General features: G+C 65.6%; 10 protein-coding genes. 4 read left to right on the top strand and 6 right to left on the bottom strand.

Going from position 1 to position 13,136, the window contains the following annotated elements:
- Positions 1–172 precede the first annotated feature (172 nt).
- The gene (locus tag FVQ98_RS00485; protein ID WP_147911461.1) at positions 173–2,038 is read left to right on the top strand and encodes a DUF4209 domain-containing protein; all 1,866 of its coding nucleotides are present in this window, start codon (positions 173–175) and stop codon (positions 2,036–2,038) included.
- 230 nt (positions 2,039–2,268) lie between these two features.
- Entirely contained in the window at positions 2,269–4,506 is a 2,238-nt protein-coding gene (locus FVQ98_RS00480) for an ABC transporter permease/substrate-binding protein (RefSeq protein WP_187265578.1), read from the top strand.
- A 240-nt stretch (positions 4,507–4,746) separates the two neighbouring features.
- Here the strand turns inward: FVQ98_RS00480 and FVQ98_RS00475 are convergent, their stop codons facing one another.
- A complete protein-coding gene (locus FVQ98_RS00475) occupies positions 4,747–5,379 on the bottom strand; it encodes a restriction endonuclease (RefSeq protein ID WP_255507555.1) in 633 nt (210 codons plus the stop codon).
- 668 nt (positions 5,380–6,047) lie between these two features.
- Positions 6,048–6,461 (bottom strand): energy transducer TonB, encoded by a 414-nt coding sequence (locus FVQ98_RS00470; protein WP_147911460.1) that lies wholly within the window; start codon positions 6,459–6,461, stop codon positions 6,048–6,050.
- A gap of 431 nt (positions 6,462–6,892) precedes the next feature.
- Between FVQ98_RS00470 and FVQ98_RS00465 the strand changes: the two genes are divergently transcribed.
- Complete coding sequence (locus FVQ98_RS00465) at positions 6,893–7,978, top strand: chorismate transformation enzyme, FkbO/Hyg5 family (RefSeq protein ID WP_147911459.1); 1,086 nt, start codon at positions 6,893–6,895, stop codon at positions 7,976–7,978.
- Between the two features lie 168 nt (positions 7,979–8,146).
- On the opposite strand, the gene FVQ98_RS00460 is transcribed toward FVQ98_RS00465, so the two are convergent.
- From FVQ98_RS00460 to FVQ98_RS00445, 4 genes are all read right to left on the bottom strand, one after another.
- Positions 8,147–8,449 (bottom strand): hypothetical protein, encoded by a 303-nt coding sequence (locus FVQ98_RS00460; RefSeq protein WP_147911762.1) that lies wholly within the window; start codon positions 8,447–8,449, stop codon positions 8,147–8,149.
- A 326-nt stretch (positions 8,450–8,775) separates the two neighbouring features.
- Positions 8,776–9,180 (bottom strand): phage holin family protein, encoded by a 405-nt coding sequence (locus FVQ98_RS00455; protein ID WP_147911458.1) that lies wholly within the window; start codon positions 9,178–9,180, stop codon positions 8,776–8,778.
- 327 nt (positions 9,181–9,507) lie between these two features.
- Complete coding sequence (locus tag FVQ98_RS00450) at positions 9,508–10,197, bottom strand: hypothetical protein (RefSeq protein ID WP_147911457.1); 690 nt, start codon at positions 10,195–10,197, stop codon at positions 9,508–9,510.
- Between the two features lie 388 nt (positions 10,198–10,585).
- Positions 10,586–11,626 (bottom strand): hypothetical protein, encoded by a 1,041-nt coding sequence (locus tag FVQ98_RS00445; protein WP_147911456.1) that lies wholly within the window; start codon positions 11,624–11,626, stop codon positions 10,586–10,588.
- Between the two features lie 442 nt (positions 11,627–12,068).
- On the opposite strand from FVQ98_RS00445, the gene FVQ98_RS00440 reads away from it, so the two are divergent.
- Positions 12,069–13,112: a mandelate racemase/muconate lactonizing enzyme family protein gene (locus FVQ98_RS00440; protein ID WP_147911455.1), complete on the top strand. Its 1,044-nt coding sequence runs from the start codon at positions 12,069–12,071 to the stop codon at positions 13,110–13,112.
- Positions 13,113–13,136: the final 24 nt, after the last annotated feature.

The following is a 13,136-nucleotide window of genomic DNA, read 5'->3' as shown; positions in this document are numbered from 1 at the left end:
CGTCACCCACCTCGCATCGGAAGCGAGGTTTCGCGTACGCTCGCTTTGTTTGTTGTCATTGCCGGTCAGTATTCGAACGGAACGTAGTGTTGCGGAGTCGACTGATCGCCCCTTGTTTGCCCTCAAGACGAGATGCACTGAGCGCAGCGTCCACCTTTGGAGAGAAAGTGGAATGAGTACTGAACGTTACCCTAATGGTTTGGTTATTTCGCTCGATGACTTCCTTACTTCGGGTTGGAAGGAGGCGCTAGACCAAGCTCCTCGCGAGGGCTATTCGGCAATGTGGCAGGCTTTTTCGGCAGCTGCGCGCAATGCGATAGATCAGGGGCGCAACGAGCACGGCAAGGTGCTCTGGCTACTCGCAGATGCCTGTTCGATGATGCTCTCACCGTCCAGCCCAAACGAGCCGTTCAGGCCCTTTGCAGTGTTCCATGATCGGCGCTCAGTCATCCCGGACGATCTTTCCGACACGGACATTCTGTTCTTCGCAGAAATCGTTGATGCGGTAGACGACAGTCGGCTGAAGGCACGGGTCTGCGATCTCGTTTGGCTCAAGGGTAAGCCTCGCAATACAGAATTCGCGTTGAAGGCGATCGACGCATATCGATCCCTTTCACTCGACGCGGACACTTGGGTGCGCGGTGGAGACGACTGCTGGTCTCGTGCCATTGGCGTAGCCCGGATGCTCAAGGCGGGCGCCGGCGACCGATTGGTACAAATGGAGGCGACGATATTCGCCGCGTTGAATGCAGCCAACTACTCTGACGGGTTCCTAGGAGTTTGGTTAGCCGATGTCTTGAAACAAAATGGACTGGGTCGGGACCACAGTGTCGATGTTGCAAGAAAATTGGAAAGTTTAGCCCAAGGGTTTGAACTCCAAGGCGACCTACATAGAGCGCGTGAATTTTATTCCTCGGCTGCCGAATGGTACAAAGCGGCTTCCGATGAGGTCAAAGTTGCTGAAATGACCGTAGCATTCGCTGAGGGTTGGGTGAAAGAAGCTATTGCACGAAGTGCGTCGGAGAGTCCAAGCTACATGGTCGCTTCAAGCTTTTACGAAAACGCCATCCAGGTTTACCGAACGATTCCTAAGGTTGAGCGATCCACACACCGGGTGGATGAGAGAATTGCTGAGCTGCGGGCTAGGCTGAATGATTCCGGTGAAAGAGCGTTGGGTGAAATGGGCCTTATTAAAACGCCGGGCATTGATATTACAAGAATCGTCGAAAAATCGCGAAAGGCGGTAACGGGAAAGTCAGTACAAGATGCACTTGTCGCATTTGCCAATCTGCATCGTGGTGCAAATGCTGAGGAGCTGCGCGACAGATCCATGGAGAATATACGGGCACATCCGCTCCAGTCGCTTTTTGCCGCAACCGTGATGAGCCGTGACGGCAGAGTTATTGCCAAGAGGCCGGCGATAAGTATGCGTGGGGAGTTGACTGAGGGCGACGAAATAGTTGTTCGTTCTGAGATGATTCGGGACCACGGTATCCAGGTCAGCATAGTGGTGCATGGTTACATTTGGCCAGCCCTGGAGAGCCTTCTGCTGGAGCATCGGTTGCGAGAAGCAGATTTTGTCGAATTGGCGCGCAATTCACCGATCGTGCCTAAAGAGCGCGCTGGTCTTTTTGGCAAGGCGCTGTTCGCGGGGTATGAGCGTGACTTCATCACCGCTTTGCATATTTTGATTCCGCAAATCGAGCATCTAGTGCGTGTGCATCTCAAGATGGCCGGCGCAAAAACCACAAATTTGGACAAGGATGGCATACAGAATGAAAATGGAATGAGCACGCTGTTGAGTTTGCCGGAAGCCGAAAAAGTGTTTGGAAAGGATTTAATTTTTGAGTTCACATCTCTATTTTGCGATGCATTCGGACCAAACTTGCGCAACGAACTGGCTCACGGGTTGCTCGAAGAGGATGCATGCCATTCGCCGTCTGGAATTTATGCGTGGTGGCTGGTTTTGCGAATGACAACTAATGCGTGGTATAACGCTGCGCATGATAATGAAGTATCGGAAGATGGCGTCGAATAAATATCAAAAATATGAAAATTGGCCGAAGCAATTTTAACGTCAAGAGTTGAATAAGGTTGTGTGACGGTATGTGGTTTTAAATTTCGGCCTGCTGGTGGGTAGATGAGTGGAAAATGTTTGATGATTAGTTTGATCTGTCGGAATGCGTAGGCACCTGGGTCGTCAACCCCGTTGCTCCCCACCCACACCCGCCTCGTCCCCCCGGCCCCGTCCCCCGTATAGTCCCCCGCATGAAAGCAAGCACTTCCTGGCTGGCCCGCGCCGTGGCGCGTTGCGGGCTGCTGATCGGCCTTTTGTGCGTGGCTGGCGTGGTGTGGGGGCAGGGCGCGGCGGCGGGTGGCGGCAATGGCGAGCTGCGCATCGGCTCCAAGCGCTTCACCGAGTCGTACATCCTGGCCGAGATCCTGTCGCAGACGGCGCAGCACGCGGGTGTCAAGACGCAGGTGCGCCAGGGGCTGGGCAACACGGCCATCGTGTACGAGGCGCTGCGCTCCGGCCAGATCGACGTGTACGCGGAATACACGGGCACGATCACGCAGGAGATCGTCAAGGACCCGAGCAAGACCGCCATTGGCGCGCTGGACCGCGCGCTGGCACCGCTGGGGCTGGGCGTGGGCGTGCCGCTGGGCTTCAACAACGGGTACGCGCTGGCGATGCGCGCCGAGCAGGCCGCTTCGCTGGGCATCACCAGCCTGAGCGATCTGGCCAAGCACCCCGATTTGAAACTGGGCCTGTCGAACGAGTTCATGGGCCGCGCCGACGGCTGGCGCGGGCTGGCCGAGCGCTACGGCTACCGGCAGACCCCGCGTGGGCTGGACCACGGCCTGGCGTACGAGGCGCTGGCGCAGCGCCAGATCGACGTGATGGACATCTACACCACCGACGCGCAGATCAGCAAGCTGGGCCTGGTGGTGCTGGCGGACGACAAGGGCTACTTCCCGCGCTACGACGCGGTGCTGCTGTACCGGCGCGACCTGCCTGAAAGGCTGCCGGAAGCGTGGCGCGCGCTGCAGCAGTTGGAAGGCAGCCTGAGCGAAGAAACCATGGTCACCCTGAACGGGCAGGCCACGCTGCAGTCGCAGCCGTTCGCGCAGATCGCCCAGGGCTTCCTGCGCTTCTGGCTGGGCAGCGCGGCCGTGGGCGGCGCCGCGTTAGCGCCCGCGCCGGGCGGGTCGGATTCGGTCGACGCGGCGGCGGCGGGCACCTTCCCGATCGGCGACGCCAACCGCCCGGTGCCCATGGTCATCCCGCCGACGGACGCGCCCGCGTCAGCGGCGTCGGCCCCGGGCGCCGGTCAGGCCATGCCCGCGCCTGTGGCGGGCGAGGCCGATGGCGCGTTGGCCCGGTTCTGGAAGCGCCTGTGGGCGCCCGACCTGTGGCCGCTCGTCGGGCAGCACCTGCTGCTGGTGGTCGTGTCGGTCGGGCTGGCCACGCTGGTCGCTGTGCCGCTGGGCATCGCGCTGCTGGCGCACCCGCGCGCGCGCGCCATCGCGCTCGGTGTGGCGGGCGTGCTGCAAACCATCCCGTCGCTGGCACTGCTGGCGGTGCTGATCGCGCTGCTGGGCGTGATCGGCAAGCTGCCGGCGCTGATCGCGCTGACGGCCTACAGCGTCCTGCCGATCCTCAGCAACACCTGCGCCGGCCTGGCCGAAGTGCCGCGCGGCCTGCGCAACGCCGCCGCCGCTTTGGGCATGACCGGGCCGCAGCGCATGGCGTACGTCGAATTCCCGCTGGCCCTGCCCACGGTGCTGGCCGGCATCCGCACCGCCACGGCGATTGCCATCGGCACGGCGACGATTGCCGCTTTCATCGGCGCGGGCGGGCTGGGCGAGCGCATCGTCACCGGCCTGGCGTTGAACGACAGCGCGCTGATGCTGGCGGGCGCGCTGCCGGCTGCCGCGCTGGCGCTGCTCGGCGAAGCGCTGTTCGAATGGCTGACCCGCCGCGTGATGGCGCGCCGGCAAGCGCCGCGTAGCCTGGTTGCCGAAGCGGCGACAGCGCGACCGCGCAAGAGCCGGTCGGCGTCGCGGTCAGGGGGCACTGCGGCAACGCATGTCGGCAGCAGTGATAGCGCCAAGCCAGCGACCGAGCGCGGCAGCCGCTCCCCCAGCGGCAGGGGCACCACCGACTCCAGCGCTAGCAGTGCCAGCGGCCGTGAAAGCCGCCGCAGCGACCGCCCGCGCTCCTCCTCCGCGCCAGCGCCCGCGGCGCCATCGGGCCCGTCCGCCCTGCAAAGCGCCCGCCCGCGTTTCGGTCAAACCGTCCCGCAGGAAGCGCCCATGTGGCTGAGCGAGCCCGACGCCGACGCGTACGACGCCGCGCGCGCGCAGGTGGACCGGGCCCGGGCCGAGCGCCAGCGCACGTCGTCGTCGAGCGACCGCACGCCGAGCGACCGCTCGAACCCCGACCGCGCGCCCCGCCGCGACCGTCGCCCCGAGGACGACGGGCCATCGCGCGGCGGGCGTTGATCTGGGTTAGCGCGTGCGCGCGGTGACTGGCGTGCGGCAGATGATTTCCGTGCGATTTCAGAAAACTGAATTTCGCATGGAAATTTCAGAAAAATCAAACACTTAGGTAATTTTTAGGCGAATGGCGGCGCCTCGCCTCCGGGCGACACGCTTAAGTACCCATTCGCCCTCTGTCCCTACAACCATCTGCGCGGCCAGCTAGCGAAAACGTAGCAAGTGGCGCTGTGCCACCGCCATGTGTCAAGACGCCAAGCGCGCCTGCGTCGCCTGCGTCATCGACTGCGTGCCTCGGCATTTCGGGTAGCCGCTGCAACCCCAGAAACGCTCGCCGCTCGCCTTGCCCGTCCGTTCGACCATCTTCACCCCGCAGCTGGCGCAAGTCGGGCGCCAGTACTCGCCATCCAGCGCCACGGCCAGCAGCGCGGCCTGCTGCTGGGGCGTGCGCTGGGCGATCAAGCGCAGCAGCCCGGCGCCGTCCTGCGCGTTGATGCCGTTGGCCTGCGCAAACGCCAGCGCTTCGCGCGTGAAGGTGGAACTGGTGGCATAGGTGCCGCGCTGCAGCTTGTGCGACGCCATCACGCCTAAAAACTCCCGTACCGCGCTGACCGGTACTTGCCGTCCTTGCCAGTGCTTGCACTGCACGATGACCGGCTGGCCGGGTGCGTGGCGCGACTGCAGCCAGATGTCCACGCCACCGTCGGCCCCGTGCGACTGCGCGCGGGTGTCAAAGCCTGCCTGGGCAAACAGCGCTTCGCACAAGGCTTCAAAGCGACGCCATTCGATGGCGGCGAAAACGGCGGGGGACCAAGTCGTTGGTTTTGTACCGGGGGAAGGCCCCAGCGGGTTGGCGTCGGGGCCAGCGCTGGTGGGCATCTCCGCGGCCAGCGAGCTGGCCACAGCGGGTGCCGCTGGTGTCAAAGGAGGTTCTCGCCAGACTGAATCTGCATGTGCCTCCGCGTCCTTACGTGCCCTCTGTTGGCCACGCGGCCCTGGATGGTCGCCCGCTCGCAGGGGCGGTAGCTTGCCCTCAGCCTGCGCTCGCGAGCTGCGCCACCAACGCACGACCAAGTCCAGGCCGACCAGCAATGTCCCCAAGACGAGGAACAACTTGCCCGGCGAGCGCAGACCCTCACTTGCTGTCGCGAACACCGACCCATGGGGCAGCAGCTTACGCCCCCATAGCAGCAAAGCGCCAAAAAACAGCATGCCCACGCCAGCGGACAGCAGGGTTTCACGGCGTTGGCGGCGACGGGCCATGGCGGGGTGGACTCTTAGAAGAACTATCGGTCATGCCATTGTGGCGGCTGAGATCAGCGAGTCGAGGTTACAGGCCACAGGCAGGCGCGGGAGGGCACGCAATAGCGGGTTGGCGTGAGATCCGTGGCGGGCCAACAACCGTATTGCTTGATGGGGCTGTGCCGAGCCCGCGCGGGGCACTATGTGCAGTGGGGCTCACGCGGATAGGCAGGCACTAGGAAATTCAAATCCGACCCCGATTCTCTGACGCCGTTTCTCCAAATCAACGGTCCCTGGCTCGCCCCTCACTCCAACGCGAACCGGATCGGCACCATCATCACCCCGGCTTCAGGCACGCCGTAGCGCGTGCCGGGTTGCACGCGCATGGCTTGGGTGGCGCGCAGGGCTTCGGCGTCGAGCGCTTGGTCGCCGGAGCTTTCGACGATGCGCACTTCCTGCACGGCGCCGGCGGCGTCGTAGCCCACGCGCAGGCGCACCGTGCCGGTCACTTCGCGGTACTGGGCTTTCGCCGGGTAGTTGACCAGCAGATGCAGATTGAGCGGACTGGGCTTCGTCACGACGTCGGCGGCCGGCGGGGTGGCGCAGCCGGCCATGAGAGCGGCGGTCAGCAGCGCAGCGCCGGTCGCGGCGGTGAGCAGCCGAGCGCGCCCGGTTGGCGTTGGCGCGTTGGACTCGGCGGGGGAGGTGGCTTTTATCAATGTTTTTGCCTTATGGCCCTAGAGCAGATTGCGCGGGCAGCTATAAAAAAGAAAGCGAGATGGCGTGGGGCGCAATCTGGAATGCCGCCGATTTTGACCTGACCGGCGCGCGTGGGGCGCCGGGCGCGATCGCGGGTCGCGCAGGACGGACGCGCGGAGGGCGCGGCGGGCGCAGAAATGTGTCTCTGACCCCGATTTCCCGATTTCGACCCAGATTTCCTGCGCCCGGCTGGCGTCAGCGTGTTGACGAGGTCGTCAACGGCCAGCAAACCCTGCATTGGCAGGCCAAGTAGCCCTCTGGCCATGCGCGATACTGCCTCGCACAGGCTGTCTGCGGCACTTCTGCCGAGGGCGGCCAGTTTTGGGCGGGCGCGTTCCGGCGTCTCCTTTTTCTGTCGATCCTGCCAAGTTCGCACATGCAGATTTTCCCCATGCTTCGCCCGCACGATCTTGACCAATCGCTGGCACCGGCAGCGCCGTTGGATGCACGGGCGCGCACGCTGTGGGGCATGCGACTGGGCGCAGCCGTGAACGCGGGCGACGTCACTGGCGCGCTCGCCCATCCAGCCGATCCAACGTCCTGGGTCGATTGCGCGCTGCCGCTTCTGCAGCCTGGTGCGGGCGTTGACGGACCCGGCGCGGCGCCTGTTGACGACCTGTGGCTCGCCGGCGGCGATGCCGAGGCGCTGCACAGCGGCCACACGGGCGCCGTGCGCTGGTGGCAGCGTGGCGCGTGGCTGGCGGCGGCGGTGGATTGGCCCGAGGTGGACGACGGCGCGGGCCTGCAGGCGCTGTCGGGCGCGGCGTACGACGCGCTGTTTGGCGTGCTGCAGGCGCGCGGCACGCCGCACGTGCTGCGCTTTTGGAATTACGTGGCGCGCATCAACGAGCCTGCGGTGGGGCTCGAACGCTACCGCCACTTCAACCTGGGGCGCCAGCAGGCGTTTGAACGCGCGCGCCGCAGTGCGTTTGAAGGTTCGCCCGCGGCCAGTGCGGTGGGCAGCCCGGCGGGCGCGCCGCTGCAGGTGCGGGTGATCGCGTCCACAGACCGGCGCAGCACGGCGGTCGAAAACCCGCGCCAGGTGTCGGCCTACCGTTACCCATCCGCCTACGGGCCGGCGGCGCCCACGTTTTCGCGCGCGGCGCTGCTGACGCGGCGCGACGGCAGCCCGCTGCTGGTCATCTCCGGCACCGCGTCGATCCTGGGGCATGAAACCGTCCACCTGGGCGACGTGCACGCGCAAACGCACGAGGCCTGCCGCAACCTGCAGGCGGTGCTGGCCGCCGCGCGCAAGCTGCCGGGCGGGCAGGCGCTGGAGACGTTGGCCAACGCAGCGCTCACCATCTACGTGCGCCACCCGGCCGACCAGCCGCGCGTGGCGCAGGCCCTGGCCGAGCAACTGGGTGCCGATGCCCCGGCGCTGGCCCACGCCGCCTGGTTGCAGGCGGATATTTGCCGCGCCGATTTGCTGGTGGAGATTGAGGCGGTGGTGCAAGGCCCGCCACTGGTCAAATAAGCCTCTGGGCCTAAATCAACCAGCGCGGGCAGCTACTCAAAAGATAGCGATCTGTGCGGAACGCGCTGGGGCGCGTGGCATTGGCGCAGGCGCAGGCGCAGGCGCTCACGGGGCGCTGAAGCAGAAGCAGTCGTTGAGCACGCGCGGCGCGCGCCGCCCGCCACCCCTTCATGCTTGCCAAACGCCCCAGCCGGCCGACCGCAGGTCGATCCCGATCTCCACCTCGCGCGCCGCCGCTTCGTCGTAGCGCAGGGGGTTGAAGCCCTCGTACAAATCCGGCAGCAGGCGCTGGCCGTAGCGCAGCACGTAGCGGTTGTGCTGGATGCCGGCCTTGTGCTTGTCAAAGCGCACATCCGGGTCCAGCCCGGTCATGCCGACGTAGACGCAGGGCTTGCCGCTGACGTACCCGGGGTTGCTGCGCAGAAAGCGCGCTTCGTTCAGCACCTCGGGCGACAGCTCGATCACGTACACATGGTAGTGCGGGCGGCCACGGCTGACGGGCTTGGGGGCGACGGTGTCGGCACGGGAGGATGCCGGTTTCGCCGCGCGCGTCTTGCGCGCGGGTTGGCGGGGGACGCTGGGTTGGGCGGGGGTTTTCGCCGTTGCGGCCTGCGCCGCCTGCACCGGCTTCGCGGACGCGCGAGCCTTCTTCTTCGGTGCCGCGGGCGGGACGGCGGCCGGATCGGCTGCGTCCGTGGCGCCGTCAACGGCGCCCGGCGCCCGCGCCGCCTTGCGCTGCGGCGCGCGCGGCTTCGCGTCGGCAGCGCCAGCGCGCGCCATGGTCAGCGTGCCGCGGCTTACACCCAGCCGCCCGGGCCGGGGCTGGTCTGGATGGTGAATTCGGGCGTGCCGCCCAGGATGAAGGCGCCCAGCACGAAGCTGATCAGCGCCATGAAGATGCTGGCCCAGAACGCCGTCCAGAAGCCATTCAGGTGAAAGCCGCTGACCAGCTTGGCCACCAGCATCAACATCAGCGCGTTGATCACCAGCAGGAACAGGCCGAACGTGACTACCGTCAGCGGCAGCGTCAAGAACACCAGCAGCGGCCGCACCACCGCATTGGCCAGGCCCAGCAGCAGCGCCGACACGATCAGCGCGCCCGCGCCGTCAAAACGCATCTTCTTGAACACATGGCTGGCCACCCACAGCGCAAACGCGGTGATGAGCCAGTGCAGAAGGAAGGGGGTGAGGTTGGCAAACATGGTCGGGCCGGTATTGGGGACAGCCGTTTATCGCACACTCCTGCGGGGCGGTGCGTCAATGCAGGCCGCGGTTGCAGACGATGGCGGGCGATGCCAACCGGCTGCAGCTTGCCGAACAGGCCGATGCAGGCGGCCGCATCCCGGGCGTCCAGCGCTGCAGGGCGTACCGGATACCAAAAAAAAAGCCACGCAGCAAGCGCTGCGTGGCGTGCGGCCAGGGTTGCCGCCACTTTGAATCCAACCGTCGTTCGCTCTCGTAAAGACCGTCGCCCGGCGGCCGCGGGTGCTGCGTCATGCCACGCTGTGGCGGCGCGACATGCGGCGATGTCAACGAGGGAAGCGGCGCCGTGCGAAGCCCGCGAGCATCACGCCCATGACGGCCAGTGCACCCGGCCACAGGGTCGGCACCGGCTGAGGTGCGATGGAAGTGAAGGTGTAGTGGGTGCAGCCGAGCGTGATCCGGTTGATCTGGTAATCCCCCAGCACGCCCGAGCCCAGCGAATAGCCGATCGCGCGCACGCGGGCGTTCGGGAAGGCGTTGAGCCATTCGTTCGAAGTGCCGAACCAGTTTGAGCCATTGCCGCCACCGGTGTGGGGGGCCCCATCCTTCACAAACTGGGTCGAGCCGTTGGACAGCCACCAGTTATTGCCATAGACCGTCTCGCCCACCAAGATGCCGTCCGTCACGCCGTCGTTGTTGAAGTCCACCACCAGTTGCGTCGATGGCGGGGTCGTGCCGGTGATCGAGGTGAAGCTGGCGGTCTGGGCAATCGTCTCTGCGCCCATGCCGCTGAGCGGGAAGTTGGTGGCGTAGTAGCCGGCCGCCTTGTCGGTAGTCGTACTCCCTCCGGTCCAGATGTGCATCGAACTGGGTGCCAATTCGTTGTGGCCGGTGGCGCGGGTCTCACTGAAATTCCAACTTCCGATGTTGGCCGGTGTAGTGACCACCGATTGGTAGCTTGTGCATGCCGGAATCGTGGCCTGCGCCTGCGCGCCCGATGCCCAAGCCAATGTCATGGCCCCCAAAACCCCCCCCGCTGCGACGCGGATCGAATGCTTGCAGTGCGTGCTTCCCATGCTTCCCCCAAATCTGAGTATGAAGATGTACATATTATGTATCTGAATGCACAAAATTCGCACATAAAAGAGATCTAAAGTATTAAAAAAACCACAAGTGCGGTGTTGGCCGTCAGGTGGGCAGACGGTGTCGGCTGCCGTTATCTGCAAAAAATGGCACCAGCGCTACAACCATCTGCGCGGGCAGCTTTTAAAAAGATAGCAAATTGCAATGGCGGAAAGCGATCGCCGTCGGCGCTACACGGCCGTCCGCGCGGGGGCGCCCAGCCGCGCGGGCAATAAAAAAGCCAGTCGGTGGACTGGCTTTCATGGGCGAAGGCAAATGCGGTCAGTTTGGCCGGCGACGCAGGCGCCATCCGCTGACCACCGTCACCAGCAGCGCCAGTGCGCCCAGCGCGCGCCAGTCGTTGACGGGCACCGCCACCGCCGCCGCCGACACCACCACCGTGGCCTCTCCCGCCACGCAGTTGGGCGGCGTGCTGGCCGGCAGGGGACACAGGCTGTACGGGAAGCGGTAACTGCCTGGCGCGGTCCCCGCGGGCACGGTGATGGTGCCGTCGGGGTTCATCGTCATGCCCGCAGGTGCTGTTCCGGGAACCAGCGTGGCGTTGGTGCCCAGCACCACCGCCGCGCCGCCCACGGTGTCGTTGTCGATCACCGATGGCGTCGTTTGCGTGGTGGTGTTCACCACGGGAAAGTTGTCCGGCGCCGCCGTCGTGCAGTTCACCACCATGTTGGTCGCGTTCGACGCAAAGCCCGTGTTGCCGCCAAAGTCGTTGACGGCAAAGACGATCGTGTTCGCGCCCGGTTGCCAGCCGCTCGCCACCGTGATGGCGTGCTTCTCGGTGTGGCGGTAGTTGGTGCCGTCGGCTGGGCCGAAGCCCGCGTAGATCGGCGTGGTGGGGCTTGGAGGCGCCTGCACCTGCACGTCGTTGACGTAGACCGACCACAACTGGTCGTCCGTCTGGGTGTCGTAGGTCAGCGAAAAGGTCGACGGGTCGACCGACGCGTCCAGGTTGATCGTCTGCTTGAAATAGAAATAGTGCGGGCTGCCGGTATTCGACGCCCCCGTGTTGTTGATCGAGATCCAGCTGGCGGCCGGGTCCCACCGGTAACCCGAATCCGACCCGTCGGCGGGAGGTGGCTCGTTCAGCGGCGTGGCGGACACCGCCGCCGCGTAACCCGTCGTCGGCGGGGTGGTCGGCGGTGGCGTGGTGCGCGTCACTGGGCCGACGGGCCCGGCGATGGTCCAGCCGGTGGTGGACGTGCTGAGCGCGGTCAGCGGCGTGCTGCAGGTGACGGGCACGCCTTGCGCGAAGGCCGCTGTGCCGACCATCACCAGCCCCAAGGCTGAGACAAGCTTTTTCATTATTTCCCTCTCCATGGATGACCAAGCCATCCTACTGAGCGGGCGCAGCGGCGACAGACAGGCGCGTGGCGCAAGGGACCCGCATCTGCGACATGGGTGTGTTCCAAAGTAAACATGGGTGCAGCGCCGCGGCACCAAAGTACGCAGAAATGGTCAGTTTTCTGGGTGGGAAATGGATACAAATTGGTGGCTGAATTAACACATTGGCTTCGGCCAATGGCCCCAAAAAACGGGGTGGTGCGCGCGTTCAGCCGCAGCGCGCGGCGTTCGCGGGCCACGCCTGCGGCGACCGCTGACAGACCGCGGGCGCTGGCTGTTGTGCCGCCAGTGGCGCGGTCAATCCGGCGGGCCAGGCGGTGCGCCCGGAAGGCTGCGTAGAAACCCTAATGGGTAGGGCAAGCTTGATATGTAACATTAAATGGAAAGTTAGCTAAGTAAATTCGTGGCCGTTCTTTCCCTTCATCCCTACCACCTTCCGCTGTCCCAACCCTACCGCTGGGCCAAAGGCGTCCAAACCCACCGCACCGGTTTCATCGCCCGCATGGCGCTCGACGGCGCCACCGGCCTTGGCGAGGCGGCGCTGCTCCCGCACGTGCTGCACGACCCTGCCGCCTTCGTGCGCCAGGCCGAGGCGCTGCTGGAGGGGCTGGACCCGCTGGCGCCCGACTGGCTGGACCAGTTGGCGCTGCGCGAATGCCCGCCCGCTATCCGCTGCGCGCTGTCGTCGGCGCTGTTCAGCTGGCAGGCGGCGCGCCAGGGCTTGCGCCTGGCCGAGCTGTTCGCGGGCGGCGACATGGTCGAAGAGGCCGTGCCCGTCAACGCCCTGGTGACCGACGCCACGCCCGACGCCTGCGTTGCCGCTACGCGCGCGCACGTCAGCGCCGGCATCCAGACCATCAAGCTCAAGTGCGGGCACGACCGCGACGCCGACCTGCGCCGCGTCGCCGCCATTCGCGACGCCTTCCCCGACATCGCCATCCGCATCGACCCCAACCAGTCGTGGGACCCGGCCTGGGCCGCCAGCCAGCTGCGCCAGCTGCGCCCCTTTGGCCTGCAGTACTGCGAAGAGCCGCTGCCGCCCGGCACGCCCATGGTCACCTACCGCCGCCTGCGCGAAGAGGCCGAAGTGCCGATCGCGCTGGACGAAAGCATCACCGACACCGCCGCGGCCGAACTGGCGCTGACGCAGGGTGCGGCCGACGTCTTCGTGCTCAAGCTGCAGCGCCTGGGCGGGCTGGACCGCCTGCTGGCCGTCGCGCGGCTGGGCCGGGCGCATGGCGTGGATTCGGTCGTCACATCGACCATGGAAACCACCGTCGGCATCACCGTCGGCGTGCACGCCGCCGCGTTGGTGCAGACGCCGGGGCTCGACTCCGGCCTGGCCACGTCCAGCTTCTTTGCCGACAACCTGGCGCCGCCCGAAGCCGTCTTTGACGGCTGCCTCAGCCTGCCGCCCGGCGCGGGCCTGGGCATTGCGCTGGCTTGATTTGTTCACCCCTTCCCACCCTTT

Source organism: Ottowia flava (assembly GCF_008017535.1).
Lineage (GTDB): Bacteria > Pseudomonadota > Gammaproteobacteria > Burkholderiales > Burkholderiaceae_C > Ottowia > Ottowia flava.
Note: the sequence above shows the minus strand (reverse complement) of the source record. Positions and strands in the feature narration are given on the sequence as shown.